Genomic DNA, 15630 nt, shown 5'->3' with positions numbered 1-15630 from the left:
CAGTTTGTGGCGTCGAAACCGAACGGGAGGGAGCGTCCGAGACAGTCGGTCCTCGCGATGCTTCACTGGTTCCGGGTACGGACTACTGCTCGCCCATCCGCTCGCCGGCGACCCGACGGCCCTTCGTCGTCAGATTCACTTCCGTCCGCTCCCGGAGCACGCTTATCACGTCGAGTTCGATCAGTCGGTCGAAGATTTCCTCGGTTTTCTCAACGTCAATGCCGACGAAGTTGGGAATGTCGAACGGCGACACGCCGGAGTGCAGCGCCATGATTACCCGCTTCTCAGTCGAGCTCAGGTCCAGATCGGCCTGGTTCTGTTCGGCGCTCTCTTCGAGCATCGTCCGGAGGACGGTTGCGTGGAACTCCTCGCCCGCGAGATGTGTTTCGACGCTGATGTCGTCCTCGCTGTGCTCGACCTGAATGACCGTCCGTTCCTCGCCGCTGACCTGCTTCTCTTCGACAGCGAGGTCACCGATGTCGGCGCGGTCGATGACAACGGCTTGCCCGTCAGCCATCGCGAGTTTCAGCGCCTCGTCGGTCACTTTGAGGCGACCCTTCGTCCACTCGGCGGACTGGACGACGCCGCCTTTCAGTGCAGGGTGTTGAACCAGCACGATTGCGCCGTCGAGACTCGCCCGGTAGAAGTCGGTCTCGAACGTCCCGTGGTCCGATGCCGACACGAGGATAACGTCCTCGCCGACGTAGAGCGCGACGTAGTCGGAGACGCCGGCGCTCTGCTGGTTCACGTCGAACCGGTCGGCGATACGGTCGATGTCGGTCAGTGAAATCTGTCGCTTGTCGTCACCCAGCAGGGCGACCCGCTCGGTGGTAAGGATAATGCGACAGTTTCGCCACTCGGCGTCGGTGAGGCGCTGGCCCTGTGAGACCGCCTGAAGGAACTGCCCCTTCGTATCGGCGATCTTCTTTTCGGTGTCGCTCATACCCCGTACCGGCCTCTCGTACACTCGTTGACCGCAGGACTCAATATAAGTTCCGTCGCCAGTGTCGAAAGTGAGAACGGCCGACTGCACTGGTGAGCCACTCACAGCGGAATCGTGCACAATTAGATAGGATATTTTTTGAGTACGGCGGTGTACTGTCAACTGATGACACGGGGTGACGAACCGGATCGGGGCCAGTCCCAGACGGGGCGAGAGACAGTCGAACCACCGGACTGGTTCGTCGAACAGGCGAACGTGACGGACCCGGCCGTCTACAACCGCTTCGAACGGGAGTGGCCCGATTGCTGGCGCGAGGCCGCCGCGTTGCTTGACTGGGAGGTTCCGTTCGAGACGGTGCTCCGTGGAACAGACGGGCCACCGTTCGAATGGTTCCCCGGTGGCCGATTAAACGCCGCATACAACTGTCTCGACCGACACCTCCCCGAGCGGAAGAACCAGCTCGCACTGGTCTGGGAGGGGCACCTCGGCGAGTCCCGCACCTACACCTACCTCGAACTGTACCGGGAAGTCAACGCCTTCGCCGCGGCGTTGCGCGAGCGCGGCGTCGGCCCGGACGACGTGGTGACGCTGTACCTGCCGATGGTGCCCGAACTCCCGGTCGCGATGCTGGCCTGTGCGCGCCTGGGTGTGCCACACAACGTCGTCTTCGCCGGGTTCTCCGCGGACGCACTGGCGACGCGAATGGAGCGAGCCGACTCGGAGTACCTCATCACCTGCGATGGCTACTACCGCCGCGGTAGCGCCGTCGCACAAAAGAACAAGGCGGATAACGCGCGCATCGCCGTCGACCACGACGTGTCGGTCGTGGTGCTCGACCGGCTGGGCCGTGATGTGCACTTAGGCGACGACTACGACGACTATCACGACCTGCTGGCGGCCCACGAGGGCGAGGAAGTCGAGCCGGTTTCGCGGGCGGCGGACGACCCGCTCTTTCGCATCTACACATCGGGGACGACCGGCCAGCCGAAGGCCGTCACCCACACGACCGGCGGGTATCTCGCACACGTCGCCTGGACCGCCCGGTCGGTCCTGGATATCAAGCCCGAGGACACCTACTGGTGTTCGGCCGACATCGGCTGGATTACCGGCCACTCCTACATCGTCTACGGCCCGCTCGCGCTCGGAACGACGACGGTACTGTACAACGGTACGGCGGACCACCCGAAAAAAGACCAGCTGTGGGAACTCATCGAGAAGTACGCCGTCGACGTGTTCTACACCGCGCCGACAGCCGTTCGGGCGTTCATGAAGTGGGGCGAGGAGTACCCCGACCGACACGACCTCTCCAGTCTACGCCTGCTGGGTACGGTCGGCGAACCGATGGATGCTCGCGCATGGGAGTGGTATCGCGAGCACATCGGCGGCGGCGAGTGCCCCATTGTCGACACATGGTGGCAGACCGAAACCGGAGCGGTGCTCGTATCGACGTTGCCCGGCGTCGACGAGATGAAACCCGGGGCCGCGGGAACGCCGCTGCCAGGAATCGAGGCGTCCGTCGTCGACCGCGAAGGTGCGGCGGTCGAGTCGGACACGGCCGGCGAACTCGTCGTGACGCGCCCCTGGCCGGGGATGCCGCGCGCGTTACTCGACGGAGCGGACTGGGGCAGCGTCCCGGACAGCGCCGGGGAGTGGCGGTACTACCCCGAAGACAGCGTCTCGGTCGGCGACGACGGTTACATCACCTTTCTCGGTCGGATTGACGACGCGATTAACGTCGCCGGCCGGCGGTTCAGCACCAAGGAACTTGAGTCGACGGTCGCCGGCGTCACCGGCGTCGCCGAAGCCGCCGTCGTCGGTGCCGACGACGAGACGACCGGAACGGCGGTGTACGCGTTCGCCTCCCCGGAGGACGGCTACGCCGAGAGCGAACTCCGAGCAGCCATCGAAGAGGGCGTCGTCAACGCTATCGGTGGTATCGCCCGCCCCAAGGAAATCGTGTTCACGCCCGACCTTCCGAAGACGCGCTCGGGCAAGGTTATGCGCCGCCTGCTGACGGCAGTGGCCAACGACGAGGACCTGGGCGACACCAGCGCGCTACGGAACCCCGAAATCCTCGGCGAAATCCAGTCGACGACGAGAAAGGAGTGAGAAGTTTCGTATTTTTCTATATTGCCGAAACATTGGGGCGGCAATAGTGTCTTTAGTGACTGTTTTATCGGTCTTTTCTCAGACAAACGCACGATATGACCGCAATACTTATTTCGGTATTCTTTTATTTTCCGAAACGTATGGACGGAGCAGCGGACCGCATCGGTGAACGAGGGTACGAACAGCTCCGGCGTGCGGCCGAGACACACCGGTCCGACCTCGTGCTCCGGCTCGGCGCGGAGGTCGGACTCCGTCCGGCGGAGATGACGGCTGTTCGGCTGGCCGATATCACCGAGTTCGAGGGACATCGCCTGCTTGCCGTTCGGGACGGCAACGAGGTTGTACGCGAAACGTACCTCCCGGACTCGGTCGAACACGACATGCGGAAGTACGCAAACGCGTCCGGGAAAGCCGATGACGAGCCGCTGGTTTCCGTTTCCCCGCGGCGGCTCCAGATGCTCGTCAGCGAGGTGGCCGACCGGGCCGCCGAGACGGCGCCGCACCTGCGAGGGGTTTCCTCGCGCGACCTCCGATGGCGGTTCGCTGCGAGTCTGCTGGACGACGGCGTCCCGCCGGACGTGGTCTGCGCGCTCGGCGGCTGGGACCGCCTCGACCGACTGGACCCCCTGCTTGACGAACCGGACCGCGAAACCATCGTCGCGGCCGTGGATGAGTCCGGCGAGCGGGCGGCCCCGAGCGAGTCCCGGCGAGCCCTCGACTGGATCACGACGGTCAGCGAGGCGCTTGCGGCCGCCGCGACCGGCGAAGCAATTGCGACGGCAGTCTGTGACCACCTGACCGAGACGGCGGGCTTCGAGTTCGCCTGGCTCGCCGAGCGTACCGGCGACGGGCTGACACTGCGCACGACGACAGAGATCTCGGAGTCGGCCGTCGAGCGCCAGATTCACGAGCATATCGAGTCGGTCACCGCGCCGCTAGACGTGGGCGAGGTTCGTGTCGTCGACGACAGCGCCGGACCGGTCGCTCTGGTCCCGCTCGTCAGAGAAAACGCCGTCTCCGGTGTCATCGGGGTCGGTTCCAGGGAGGAGCTTACCGACGCGGAACGCGCCGTACTGTCCGCACTCGGGGTTCAGGTCGGCCACGCACAGGTCGCCGCCGAACGCAAGCGACTCCTGCTTGCCGACACGGTGACCGAGTTGGAGTTCCACTGTGCGGACGGGCGAACCTTCACCGCCGGGGTGTCCGGGGCGTTGCAGTGTACGGTCGAACTGTCCGGCGTCGTTCCCGTTGCGGGCCAGTCGCTGCTGTACTACCTGATGGTCGAAGGTGCCTCGGCCGACGCGATACTGTCGTACGCGGACACCGACGACGGCGTGACCGACGCCAGACTCCTCGAAGAGCACAGCGACGGCGTGCTACTGGAGGTCGTAGTCACCGACACGCCAGCGCTCCAGTTGGTCGAGAGCGGTGGCCGCGTTCGCTCTGTGACGGCCACCGACGGCGTGGCGACTATCGCCGTCGAGCTCCCCAGCGAGGCCGACATCAGACCGACAGTCAACGCCGTCACCGACGCCTACCCGGAGACGTCGTTAGCGGCGAAGCGAGAGACGGAACGGCCGGCCGAAACAGAGACAGGGTTCCGCGACCGACTGACCGACACGCTCTCCGACCGGCAGGAGACCGTCCTCCAGGCGGCCTACCACAGCGGCTACTTCGAGTGGCCCCGCGGGTCGACCGCCGAAGAGCTAGCGGACTCGCTAGACGTCTCGTCGCCGACGTTACACAATCACCTCAGGAAAGCCCAGCAGAAGGTCCTGACCGCGTTTTTCGACGACCGGCCGACCGAACCGCGACAGCCGACCGACAACTGAAACCCTGTTTCATGTTATCGTAGTTAGACCCCCCGTTTATATGGCCACTGTGAAATATCGATGATAGACCATGTCAGATGAAGATGTCCAACTCGAAGCACGGCTCGAAGAACAGGAGGTTTTCGAGCCCCCGGAGTCGTTCGTCGAGCAGGCGAACGTCACGGACGAGGGTATCTACGAGGAGTTTACCGAGAACTGGCCGGAGTGCTGGGAGGGGGCCGCCGACCTGCTCGACTGGGAGGAGGGTTACGATCAGGTACTCGACGACTCGAACCCGCCGTTCTACGAGTGGTTCACGGACGGGAAACTAAACGCCTCGGCGAACTGTCTGGACCGCCATTTGGAGGAGCGCGGCGACGAAGCCGCTATCGAGTGGGTGGGTGAGCCGGTCGAGGAAGACAACATCACCTACACCTACGAGGAACTTCACCAGAAGGTCAACGAGTTCGCGGCCGGCCTGCGGGAGATGGGCGTCGGCGAGGACGACGTCGTGACGATGTACATGCCGATGATCCCGCAGCTGCCGATAGCCATGCTGGCCTGTGCCCGCATCGGCGCGCCACACTCCGTCGTGTTCGCCGGCTTCTCCGCGGACGCGCTCGCGACGCGGATGAACTCCGCCGATTCTGAGTATCTTGTCACCTGCGACGGCTACTACCGACGAGGGGACCCGCTCGACCACCTCGACAAAGCCAACGAGGGGCTGAGCGGCGTCGACCACGAGGTCGAACGCGCCATCGTCGCCGAGCGCCTGATGGACGGCGACGGCTTCGACCACGACTACGCGGGCAATCAGGTCGCCTTCGACGATGTCATCGCCGACAACGAGGGCGAGACGGTCGAACCGGTCGACCGCGACGCCGAGGATATGCTGTTTCTCATGTACACCTCCGGGACCACCGGGAAGCCGAAAGGCGTCAAACACTCCACGGGTGGCTACCTCGCGTGGGCAGCCTGGACCTCTCAGGCAGTGCTCGATATCAAACCCGAGGACACGTACTTCTGCTCGGCCGACATCGGCTGGATTACCGGCCACTCCTACATCGTCTACGGCCCGCTCGCGCTCGGGACGACGACGATGATGTACGAGGGGACGCCGGACTACCCCGACAAGGACCGCCTCTGGGACATCGTCGAGGAATACGAGGCCGACCAGCTGTACACCGCGCCGACGGCCATCCGCGCGTTCATGAAGTGGGGCAAGCAGTACCCCGAACAGCACGACCTCTCCAGCCTGCGCCTGCTGGGGACGGTCGGTGAGCCGATCAACCCTCGCGCCTGGAAATGGTACTACAAACATATCGGGGGCGAGGAGTGCCCCGTCGTCGACACCTGGTGGCAGACCGAGACCGGCGGCATGATGATAACGACGCTGCCCGGCGTCAAGGACATGAAACCCGGGTCGGCCGGGCCGCCGCTACCGGGCAACGACGTCCGCATCGTCGACACCGAGGGTAAGGAAGTCGAACCCGGCCGCGCCGGCTACCTGACCGTCGACAAGCCGTGGCCCGGCATGCTCCGGACGCTGTACAAGAACGACGAACGGTTCATCGACGAATACTGGGCCGAGTACTCGGACACCGATAGCGACGACTCCGACGACTGGGTGTACTTCCCCGAGGACGGAGCGAAGATCGACGACGACGGCTACATCACCGTGCTGGGGCGGGTCGACGACGTGATCAACGTCTCCGGCCACCGCCTCGGGACGATGGAGATCGAGAGCGCTATCGTCGGCGTGGAAGGCGTCGCCGAAGCCGCTGTCGTCGGTGGCGACCACGATATCAAGGGCGAAGCGGTGTACGCGTACGTCATCACCGAGGACGGCTACGAGGAAGACGAAGACCTCCGTAGTGCGATTATCGACGGCGTCGAGGACGCTATCGGGCCAATCGCGCGGCCGGAAGCCGTCATCTTCACGCCCGAACTGCCGAAGACCCGCTCCGGGAAGATCATGCGCCGCCTGCTGGAAGACATCGCCAACGGCGAGGAACTGGGCGATACGAGCACGCTGCGAAACCCTGACGTCGTCAGTGATATCGAGACCAAAGTCCAGGGTGACTGAGCCGTAGCGGCGAACAGCACCACGAATTTTCAACCTATCAACCCATGTCAAGAGACACGCCTGCGGATCGAGAAGAGTCAACTATCCAATCAGATGGCGGCACGGAGACCGCCCACGAGGACATCGACTACCTCGACAGGGAGGTGAACCTGTTACGGCCGAGCACGCCGTTCATGCGCGACCACCTGAAGATCATCTGGAGCAGTTTCGTGCTCTGGGCGCTGGTCGTGTTCGGGCCGGTGACGCTGACCGCGCTTGCGCCGGAGATGATGACCGTGCAGACGCCCATATTCGGCTTCCCGCTGCACTACTTCCTCGTCTCGCTCGGCGCGCCAACGGGTGCGCTCATCCTGGCGATAGTGTACACGCGATACCGGGACGGGCTCGACCAGAAGTACGGTATCGACCCCGATTCCGTCGAGAGCACGGCTCCCGAGACCGGCGAGGCGACGGCCGCTGACGGGGGTGTCGAGCAGTGACGGTCCCGTTACAGGCGGAAGCGCTGGACATCTCGTTCAAACTCGTTCCGGCGATCATCGTCTTCTTGATGATGGCCTCGTTCCTCGTCATCGGCTACGTCTTCAAGGTGGCCGACACCGAGGGGATGTGGGTGGCCGGCCGCGGCATCGGGAACATCGAGAACGGGATGGCCATCGGCGCGAACTGGATGTCCGCCGCCTCGTACCTCGGACTGGCCGGGCTGGTCGCGCTCTCGGGCTTCTACGGCCTGGCGTTCATCGTCGGCTGGACGACCGGCTACTTCATCCTGCTCATCTTCCTGGCCGCGCAGATGCGCCGGTTCGGGAAGTACACCGCGCCGGACTTCGTCGGCGACCGGTTCAATTCGCCGACCGCCCGCGCGCTGGCCGCGTTCACCACGCTACTCATCGCGTACGTCTACTCCGTCGGCCAGGCCCGCGGCATGGGGCTGGTCGGTCAGTACGTCTTCGGCCTCGACATCATCCCGATGATCGTCGTGATGATGACCATCACCGTCGGCTATCTCGCGCTCTCGGGGATGCTGGGGGCGACGAAAAATATGGCCGTCCAGTACACCATCCTCATCGTCGCGTTCCTCGCGGGCGTGTACGTGGTCGGCTTCTCGCAGGGCTACTCGACCATACTTCCACAGATCGAGTACGGCGCGCTGATCGCCGACCTCGGTCGCGAGTTCTCCGCACCGTTCGTGAACCAGCCGTTCTACCTCTGGATCGCGACGGCGTTCTCGCTCATCGTCGGGACCTGCGGCCTCCCGCACGTCCTCGTCCGGTTCTACACGGTCAGAAGCGAGCGCGTCGCTCGCTGGTCCTGCGTGTGGGGGCTGTTCTTCATCCTCCTGCTGTACTGGGCTTCGCCCGCGATGGCTGCCTTCGGCGTCGACCTCTTCGAAGCGACGACCGGCGCGAGCGCCTACGCCGCAGAAGGCGGGATGTCCGGCGCTGAGGGTGACGTGATCGTCGTGCTCGCCGCGCAGTTCGCGAAACTTCCGACGTGGTTCGTCGGCCTCGTCGCGGCCGGTGCGATGGCCGCGGCTATCGCGACGACTGCCGGGCTGTTCATCACGGCCTCCTCCGCGGTCGCACACGACATCTACACCGAACTGATCAACCCCGACGCGACCCAGCGACAGCAGGTGCTCATCGGTCGCGGGACGATCATTGGCATGGGCGCGCTGGTAACGGTGACCGCGTTCAACCCACCGGCGCTCATCGGCGAACTGGTCGCCTACGCGTTCTCGCTGGCCGGCGTCGTCCTGTTCCCGATGTTCTTCCTCGGCCTCTGGTGGGAGAACACGAACCGTCAGGGCGCGCTGGCCGGGATGGTGCTCGGCCTGCTCATCTGGATCACCTCGATTATCAACAGCGTCCTGCCGAACTACATCGGTGCGCTCGGCGCAGCCGCTGGCGAGGGAGGTGCACTCGTTCCGATATACGCCCAGTACGTCCCGCCCATCGGCGCTGCGCTGATCGGGACGCCGGTCGTGTTCATCGTCACCATCGCCGTCTCGCTGGCGACGCCCGAGCCGCCCCTGGAGACGAAGAAGATGGTTCGACAGTGTCACAGCCCCGAGCCGATGGGGCAACAGGAAACCGCCGCAGACGTCGTCGGTGACAGCACCAGCGGCGGCACCCCCGCAGACGACTAAACCCATGTACGACAACATTCTCGTTCCGACCGACGGCAGCGAAACCGCCGAAAACGCGGTCGACCAGGCAGTCGACATCGCCTCGAAGTACGGCGCAACGGTCCACGCGCTGTACGTCGTGGATGTCGACGCCACCAGCTACTCGCTGGGGACAGAGCAGGTCGACCGCATCCGCCAGGGGAACTTAGAGGAGATGACCGATATAAAGCAAGACGCCGACGACGCCACCGGCTACGTCCGCGACCGCGCCGCCGAACACGGCCTCGAAGTCGAAGAGCACATCACCGCCGGCGAACCGGCCCGCGCCATCCGGAAGTTCGTCGAGGACAACGACATCGACCTCGTCGTGATGGGGTCCCACGGCCGCTCGGGACTGAAGCGCGTCATCCTCGGCAGCGTCACGGAGAAAGTGCTCCGCCGGACGCGACTGCCAGTGCTCGTCGTCGACGTCCACGGCGAGACGGACGTTGAAGACTGACAGTACCATGGCACTGAATCGACACCAATCGCTGCGGACCTCGCGAGGCCGCCGATGAGCGTCGTCGACACCCTCCGCGACCACGTCCGCGACCACAAGCGAGGGATGTTCGTCGACCTCGTGTTCGCTATCGCCTGGGTAACCGCCGTGAGCGTCATCTTCGACCTGCTGTCGGCTCCGCAGTGGGTCTACTACCTGACGCTCGCCGGCGGCGTCGTCGCGTACTACGGTTTCTTCTGGTCGCTTGAGCTGGCGATGGAACAGCAGTAGGTCGGGCTCCGTTTTTCACGGTGGCGACGGATTCACAGCCAATTCACGAGGGGTTTGTGAAACATACACGTATAGTGGCTGAATCACCTCCGTACCCGGGCCATCCAAGCACCCCTCTATTCTCAAGGCCGTAGAATTTCGGTCTCGCCGGTACTAATAAGACCATGTAGGTGCATTGACTCTTTCGACGGCAGCAGACGCTGTGGAGTTCAGCAATGATATACGAAAGTTCGACGGGAGAGTACTACAGTGGTCTCGACATCTGGATGCGCTTCGAGTCGGGGTTCTGGGAACCACACGATTGGAGCCAAGCGACTGGACAGGAGTGGGTACAGACGGAGGCGGGTGACGTCCTCACCCTGACGCCGGTTCCGGAGTCCGACCTTCCGGACGGGGTGTCGGTGACGGAGGCCGAAGACACCGAGTTCTTGCGCGAGTAACGGCTGCGAGACGGGAACAGCACGCGAGGCCGGCTGGACTGCCTGGACCACAATATGATCGGCAGGCCAACCTCCACTGTGGGTCACAGTGGATGCGCCGTTCGGCGGTACCGCCCCACCGCTCCGGGTCAGGAGCGGTCCCCGCCTGATCTTTGATCGACCGGCGTCAGAGGAAGTCGTTCTACGGCGCGTAGCGCCACGCCGCTCACGAGTCACTGCGTTCCTCGTTCGCTATCCGAGGGCCCTCCTCCGGTCGGCCCCTCGCTATTTCTCACTCATTGCCTCACTCGCCATATTCCGCCCCTGCGCGTTCAACGCGACCTCGGTCCGAACCCGGACCTCGTCAACCGCCCCAATATCAAGCAGTTTCTGATAGATTTCCTCGACTTCGTCGGGCGTCGTTCCGACGAAATCGGACATCTCGAACGGTGAGACACCGGAGTACAGCGCCATCAACACCTGGCTCTCCATCTCCGAGAGTTCGTAATCGTCCTCACGGTCCTCGATAACGCGGGTAAAGAGCGTCTTCAGCGCCCGCGTGTGGTGGTCCATCCCCGAGATGTGGGTCTCGACGCTGCGGTCCTGGTCGTCAGTGTGTTCGACCTCGATGACCTCCCGCTCCTGGCCCATCACGGTACTGGTCCCGGTTTCGATGGTTCCGACGTCCTCTATTTCGAAGGACATACTCTTGCCGCCGGGGAACTGGAGGCGGATGATGTCATCGTCCAGTTGAAACCGTGCCTTGCTCCACTCGGCGTCCTCCTGAACGACGCCGCCGACGACCGCCTGCTGTCGCGCGAGGATGACCTCGCCCTGTAGCGTGGCGCGGACGTACTCCGTCTCGAAGTCGTCCAGGTTCGGCGTGTCGACGAGCAGAACGTTGTTGCCGACCTCCAGCGCGGTTGCACCGCCGGTCCCGCCGTCGGGGACCAGATCGTCGGGGTTCGACGGGAGGGTGATGTTGGAGTGTGGAATAGGCTGTTTCGAGCCGTTCGTCGCCAGAATGAGTCGCTTGTTGGTGACGATGAGTCGACAGGAACGCCACTTCGGGTCGGTCACCGTGTCGCCATCGCGGACGACGTACTGGAAGTCCCCCGATGTGTCGACTAGTTTGCGTTCGTCACCACTCATGGCCGCTGGTACTACAGATTTGATGCCAAGGGATAAATAACTTCCATCGTCGCCAGCACGGCACTGGTCGATACCACCCGGTCTGTGTCACCCAGAAACCGTTCACTGCCGGCAAATCGGGCGAAACTCGGCTGAAATCGGCCTGACTATCTGCCGGCTCCTTTACCCTGGGACGGCTGTAAAAAAGTGTATGCACGATCCACAGCAGTCAGGAACGACGTCTCGACGCGACTATCTGAAAGCCGCCGGCGGCCTCGCGGCAGCGAGCACGGTCGGCCTCGCCGGCTGTTCCGGGAGCGGTACCGAAACAGGCACGCTCGCGACACAGGTGACCGACCAGCCGGGCGACATCGCTGATTTCGAATCGTGTGTCATCACGATGGCCGGTATCTGGGTAAAGCCAGTCTCAGAGGAGGACACAGCGACCGAAGAATCGACGACAGCGGACACGAGCGACGCCCGCGAGTACCACGAGTTCGACGAGGCCCAGGAAGCCGACCTGGTCCAGTTGCAGGACGGCAACACCTCGCTCGTCGACGAGACCGAACTCGAGGTTGACACCTACGAGTTCCTCCAGCTCGACGTGACAGGCGTCGACGGGACGCTCGCAGAGGGCGGTGACGCGACGGTCGATACGCCCGGCGACGCGCCGCTACAGTTCACGCAGGAGTACGAAATCCGCGCGGATACCCGCACCGTGTTCACGGCCGACTTCACCCCGGTCAAGCGTGGCCAGACAGGCGAGTACATCCTTCAGCCGGTCGCCAGCGGCACCGAAGTCGAGTACGAGGAGTAGGCCGCCCTCTGGTCGCTACAGCGCGACGAGCAGCCCGCCGACGACGCCCAGCCCGCCAAACACCGTACAGACCGCCCAGAACGGGACCTGTCGCACCAGGCGGACCAGCGCATCGACGGTGAGGTAGCCGACCACGGCACTCACAGCGAGGGCGACAACGGCCGGCAGCGGGTCGATTGCCGGCACGCCGTCGTCAACGAGGACCAGTACGTTCGCGGCGAGCGCGGCCGGAATCGACAGCAGAAACGAGAGCCGAAGCGACGACTCGCCTTCGTGGCCTCGGAGCAGCAGGGCACTCACCGTCGTCCCGGACCGGGAGACACCGGGAAGGATAGCCAGGCCCTGCAGGACGCCCACCAGCACGGCGTCGACCCCGTCCGGAATCTCGCGCTCACCAAGCGATAGCGCCGCGGCGAAGCGCTGGAGCAGACCGGTGACGACGAGCAGGCCGCCGACCAGCGCCAGAAAGAGCCCGCCCTCAAGATTTGAGACAGCCGCGTCGAGCACCAGATACGCGGGAAGACCGGTGACGGCGGTCGCCGCCGTCGCGATGACGATAAACGAGAGGTCCGCCGTCTCGTCGGCGAACGGGCGACGGGAGAGTTCTCGGATCGAACGCAGGATGGTTCGAACTTCGGTGCGGTAGTAGGCCGTCGCCGCGACCGCTGTCCCGGCGTGGAGAAAGAGCGCGAGGCGGGTCGCGGCGGCCGGGGAGACGCCAGTGGCCACCGTCGACGCGAGGGCGACGCCGCCCTCGCTGGAGACCGGAATCCACTCCAGTATCCCTTGCAGCAGGCCCAGCAGAATAGCGACGAGAATCGGGTTCATACCCACGGAGCGGACGCCGCGGGACAAAGGCCGTTCGGTTCGGGCCGTCGACGTGGCAGTATATATAGCGCTGGTGTCCAAACGGGGGTATGCAACTGGGAAGCGGGGTGGTAGACCTGCTGTCGGGACTACCGGCCTGGCAGGGGTTTCTCGTGCTCGTCGGCAGCGGAGTCGCGCTCGCGCTGGTCATCCGCGTCCTCGGCGACCGACTGCTCAGACGGGTCACACCCCATATCGAGGGCGACGTCGACGACATCGTCTTCCGTGGAATCCACACCGCCGTGTACGTCACAGTCGGCCTCGGCGGCGCGTACGCTGGCGCACAGATTTATGACATCCGGCCGGCGGTCGCCGTCTCGCTGGAAGCCGGGACGCTCTCGCTGGTCGTCATCGTCTGGATGGTGATTCTGCTGCGTATCGGCCGCCAGGCATCAACCATCGCGACGGATTCGGCGTACATCGACCGCCAGATGGTCCCTATCCTCCAGAACGTCTGGAGCGCGCTCATCTCCGGCGGCGGCGTCCTCCTCCTACTGGTCCTCTGGGACATCGACGTGACGCCACTGCTTGCCTCGGCGGGGATTATGGGCATCATTGTCGGGCTGGCGGCCCGAGACACGCTGGCGAACTTCTTCGGCTCGCTGTCGCTGTATCTCGACGGGACGTACGCGGTCGGCGATTTCGTCGTTCTGGAGACCGGCGAGCGCGGTCGCGTCGAGGACATCTCTGTCCGCTCGACAGTCATCCGTACTCGCGACGACATCCTCGTTACTGTGCCGAACTCGAAGCTCAACAATGCCGCCATCATCAACGAGTCGACGCCGAGACGCAAGCGCCGGATTCGCGTGCCTGTCGGCGTCGCCTACGGGACGGATATCGACCACGTCGAGGAGATTCTCCTGGAACTAGCCGAGGCCGAAGACCTCGTGCAGGAACGGCCGAATCCGCGGGTCCGATTCCGGGAGTTCGGCGACTCCGCGCTGAACTTCGAGCTCCTGTGCTGGGTCAGCAACCCGGCCCTGACAGCCCGTGCGACCCACGAGCTCAACAGCGCGATCTACAAGCGGTTCCAGGCTGAGGACATCGGAATTCCGTTCCCCCAGCGGTCCATCTCCATCTCGGCCGAGGAGGTTCCGGGCGAACTGTTCGACCAAGCACAGTCGGAAGGCAAAGCCACAGACGACGGCGGCATGGCTGGCAAGTGAGCGCAGGCAAGGTCGCAGGGCTGACCGACTCGGGTGACCGAGAGGTCGAAACGCAGTTACGGTGGCGACGCGTCGGCTCAGGCAATGAGCATACTTGAGGACGCCCGTGCGGCGCTTGCCACCGGGCCGCTGTGTGATTCCTGTCTCGGCCGACTCTTCGCCGACCGGAGTTTCGGGCTGGCCAACGCCGAACGGGGCCACGCCCTGCGGGTGACGGTTGCGCTCGCAGACGACGACCCCTTCGAGGCGGGCGAGGACTGCTGGGTCTGTGAAAACGAATGCGACCGCTTCGACTGGTGGGCCGAACAGGCCGCGAGCGCCGTCCGCGGCTACGAGTTCGACACCTACCAGGTCGGGACGAAGGTGCCGCCACTACTCGAAGAGAACGACGAACTGCTCCGGGAAGACATCGGGCTAGACCCCGACGCCGGCGAAGCGCTGAAGACCGAACTCAACCGCGAGGTCGGAAAACGGATCGGCGACCTGACCGGTGCGGAGGTCGAGTTCGGCCGTCCGGCGGTCCAGCTTACGCTCGACCTCGCGACAGATGAGGTGGAGACCCACGTCAACTCCGCGTTCGTCTACGGCCGCTACCGCAAGCTCGAACGCGATATTCCCCAGACGAAGTGGCCCTGCAACGACTGCAACGGGACCGGACTGTGGCAGGGCGAGCCCTGCGACGGCTGTGGCGGCAGCGGCTACCGCTACGACGAGAGCGTCGAGCAACTGTCCGCGCCCGTCGTCCGCGAGGCGATGGACGGCGAGGAGGCCGTGTTCCACGGCGCCGGCCGCGAGGACGTCGACGCCCGGATGCTCGATTCGGGCCGCCCGTTCGTCATCGAGGTGATGGAACCCCGCAAGCGCGACGTGGACGCCGACGAACTCGAAGCCGACATCAACGCCTTCGCCGATGGGAAGGTCGAGGTGACGGACCTCCACCCGGCGACCCACGAGATGGTCGAGCGCGTCAAGGAACTGGACGCATCGAAGACCTACCGCATGGACGTGGAGTTCGGGGAGCCGGTTGAGGCCGACGCCCTGCAGGACGCGCTGGCGGAACTGGACGGGACGACTATCCAGCAGGAGACGCCCCAGCGGGTCACCCACCGCCGGGCCGACATCACCCGGACGCGGACGGTGTACGACGCCGAGGGCGAACTGACCGACGACCGTCACGCCGAACTCCGCATCCACGGCGAGGGCGGCCTGTACGTGAAGGAACTCGTCTCCAGCGACGAGGGGCGCACGGAGCCGAGCCTGGCCGGCCTGCTTGAGACCAACGCCGTGGTGACGGCGCTCGACGTAATCGACGTGCAGGGCGAGGACGAGCCGTTCGCGAAAGACGAGTTCCTCAGAGAGTAACGCGCTGGGCCGCCGTCCAATCGGA

At 64.5% G+C, this 15630-nt stretch carries 14 protein-coding genes; 11 read left to right on the top strand and 3 right to left on the bottom strand.

The window, feature by feature from the left end:
• Positions 1 to 82: 82 nt before the first annotated feature.
• Positions 83 to 943, bottom strand: coding sequence for a CheF family chemotaxis protein (locus ACNO8S_RS01740; RefSeq protein WP_014039463.1), 861 nt, complete (start codon positions 941 to 943; stop codon positions 83 to 85).
• Between the two features lie 165 nt (positions 944 to 1108).
• Here ACNO8S_RS01740 and acs (ACNO8S_RS01735) point away from each other — a divergent pair, with 165 nt between their 5' ends.
• From acs (ACNO8S_RS01735) to ACNO8S_RS01700, 8 genes are all read left to right on the top strand, one after another.
• Complete coding sequence (acs, locus tag ACNO8S_RS01735; RefSeq protein ID WP_420182379.1) at positions 1109 to 3052, top strand: acetate--CoA ligase; 1944 nt, start codon at positions 1109 to 1111, stop codon at positions 3050 to 3052.
• Between the two features lie 140 nt (positions 3053 to 3192).
• A complete protein-coding gene (locus tag ACNO8S_RS01730) occupies positions 3193 to 4884 on the top strand; it encodes a bacterio-opsin activator domain-containing protein (protein WP_420182378.1) in 1692 nt (563 codons plus the stop codon).
• A 70-nt stretch (positions 4885 to 4954) separates the two neighbouring features.
• Positions 4955 to 6949 (top strand): acetate--CoA ligase, encoded by a 1995-nt coding sequence (acs, locus tag ACNO8S_RS01725; RefSeq protein ID WP_050037520.1) that lies wholly within the window; start codon positions 4955 to 4957, stop codon positions 6947 to 6949.
• A gap of 44 nt (positions 6950 to 6993) precedes the next feature.
• Positions 6994 to 7428 carry a DUF4212 domain-containing protein gene (locus ACNO8S_RS01720; RefSeq protein WP_420182377.1) on the top strand — a complete coding sequence of 145 codons (435 nt, stop codon included), beginning with the start codon at positions 6994 to 6996 and terminating at the stop codon, positions 7426 to 7428.
• Positions 7425 to 9095, top strand: a complete 1671-nt coding sequence (locus tag ACNO8S_RS01715) for a sodium:solute symporter family transporter (RefSeq protein WP_420182376.1) — start codon at positions 7425 to 7427, stop codon at positions 9093 to 9095. The genes ACNO8S_RS01720 and ACNO8S_RS01715 overlap by 4 nt, the downstream gene beginning before the upstream one ends.
• Positions 9096 to 9099: 4 nt before the next feature.
• Positions 9100 to 9573: a universal stress protein gene (locus tag ACNO8S_RS01710; RefSeq protein ID WP_014039457.1), complete on the top strand. Its 474-nt coding sequence runs from the start codon at positions 9100 to 9102 to the stop codon at positions 9571 to 9573.
• A 54-nt stretch (positions 9574 to 9627) separates the two neighbouring features.
• On the top strand, positions 9628 to 9843 hold the full coding sequence (locus tag ACNO8S_RS01705; protein ID WP_014039456.1) for a hypothetical protein: 216 nt from the start codon (positions 9628 to 9630) through the stop codon (positions 9841 to 9843).
• Positions 9844 to 10058: 215 nt separating this feature from the next.
• Entirely contained in the window at positions 10059 to 10283 is a 225-nt protein-coding gene (locus ACNO8S_RS01700) for a hypothetical protein (protein ID WP_064287508.1), read from the top strand.
• A gap of 264 nt (positions 10284 to 10547) precedes the next feature.
• Here ACNO8S_RS01700 and ACNO8S_RS01695 read toward each other — a convergent pair whose 3' ends face one another.
• Positions 10548 to 11414: a CheF family chemotaxis protein gene (locus ACNO8S_RS01695; RefSeq protein WP_008311015.1), complete on the bottom strand. Its 867-nt coding sequence runs from the start codon at positions 11412 to 11414 to the stop codon at positions 10548 to 10550.
• A gap of 190 nt (positions 11415 to 11604) precedes the next feature.
• Here ACNO8S_RS01695 and ACNO8S_RS01690 point away from each other — a divergent pair, with 190 nt between their 5' ends.
• Positions 11605 to 12210 carry a DUF4382 domain-containing protein gene (locus tag ACNO8S_RS01690; protein WP_014039454.1) on the top strand — a complete coding sequence of 202 codons (606 nt, stop codon included), beginning with the start codon at positions 11605 to 11607 and terminating at the stop codon, positions 12208 to 12210.
• Between the two features lie 15 nt (positions 12211 to 12225).
• Here the strand turns inward: ACNO8S_RS01690 and ACNO8S_RS01685 are convergent, their stop codons facing one another.
• Complete coding sequence (locus ACNO8S_RS01685; RefSeq protein WP_050037518.1) at positions 12226 to 13038, bottom strand: undecaprenyl-diphosphate phosphatase; 813 nt, start codon at positions 13036 to 13038, stop codon at positions 12226 to 12228.
• A gap of 89 nt (positions 13039 to 13127) precedes the next feature.
• On the opposite strand from ACNO8S_RS01685, the gene ACNO8S_RS01680 reads away from it, so the two are divergent.
• Both ACNO8S_RS01680 and ACNO8S_RS01675 read left to right on the top strand, forming a co-directional pair.
• Positions 13128 to 14243 carry a mechanosensitive ion channel family protein gene (locus ACNO8S_RS01680; protein ID WP_050037517.1) on the top strand — a complete coding sequence of 372 codons (1116 nt, stop codon included), beginning with the start codon at positions 13128 to 13130 and terminating at the stop codon, positions 14241 to 14243.
• An 84-nt stretch (positions 14244 to 14327) separates the two neighbouring features.
• Positions 14328 to 15605 carry a tRNA pseudouridine(54/55) synthase Pus10 gene (locus ACNO8S_RS01675; protein ID WP_014039451.1) on the top strand — a complete coding sequence of 426 codons (1278 nt, stop codon included), beginning with the start codon at positions 14328 to 14330 and terminating at the stop codon, positions 15603 to 15605.
• The last annotated feature ends 25 nt before the right edge of the window (positions 15606 to 15630 follow it).

The sequence above is a fragment of the Haloarcula sp. KBTZ06 genome, assembly GCF_048595605.1.
Taxonomy (GTDB): domain Archaea; phylum Halobacteriota; class Halobacteria; order Halobacteriales; family Haloarculaceae; genus Haloarcula; species Haloarcula hispanica.
This window is presented reverse-complemented; position numbering and strand designations above follow the sequence as displayed.

Excerpts from the sequence above, each read along its gene's own strand:
- ACNO8S_RS01740 (WP_014039463.1), bottom strand. The coding sequence starts at position 943 with ATGAGCGACACCGAAAAGAAGATCGCCGATACGAAGGGGCAGTTCCTT.
- acs (WP_420182379.1), top strand. The coding sequence starts at position 1,109 with ATGACACGGGGTGACGAACCGGATCGGGGCCAGTCCCAGACGGGGCGA.
- ACNO8S_RS01730 (WP_420182378.1), top strand. The coding sequence starts at position 3,193 with ATGGACGGAGCAGCGGACCGCATCGGTGAACGAGGGTACGAACAGCTC.
- acs (WP_050037520.1), top strand. The coding sequence starts at position 4,955 with ATGTCAGATGAAGATGTCCAACTCGAAGCACGGCTCGAAGAACAGGAG.
- ACNO8S_RS01720 (WP_420182377.1), top strand. The coding sequence starts at position 6,994 with ATGTCAAGAGACACGCCTGCGGATCGAGAAGAGTCAACTATCCAATCA.
- ACNO8S_RS01710 (WP_014039457.1), top strand. The coding sequence starts at position 9,100 with ATGTACGACAACATTCTCGTTCCGACCGACGGCAGCGAAACCGCCGAA.
- ACNO8S_RS01705 (WP_014039456.1), top strand. The coding sequence starts at position 9,628 with ATGAGCGTCGTCGACACCCTCCGCGACCACGTCCGCGACCACAAGCGA.
- ACNO8S_RS01700 (WP_064287508.1), top strand. The coding sequence starts at position 10,059 with ATGATATACGAAAGTTCGACGGGAGAGTACTACAGTGGTCTCGACATC.
- ACNO8S_RS01695 (WP_008311015.1), bottom strand. The coding sequence starts at position 11,414 with ATGAGTGGTGACGAACGCAAACTAGTCGACACATCGGGGGACTTCCAG.
- ACNO8S_RS01690 (WP_014039454.1), top strand. The coding sequence starts at position 11,605 with ATGCACGATCCACAGCAGTCAGGAACGACGTCTCGACGCGACTATCTG.
- ACNO8S_RS01685 (WP_050037518.1), bottom strand. The coding sequence starts at position 13,038 with ATGAACCCGATTCTCGTCGCTATTCTGCTGGGCCTGCTGCAAGGGATA.
- ACNO8S_RS01680 (WP_050037517.1), top strand. The coding sequence starts at position 13,128 with ATGCAACTGGGAAGCGGGGTGGTAGACCTGCTGTCGGGACTACCGGCC.
- ACNO8S_RS01675 (WP_014039451.1), top strand. The coding sequence starts at position 14,328 with ATGAGCATACTTGAGGACGCCCGTGCGGCGCTTGCCACCGGGCCGCTG.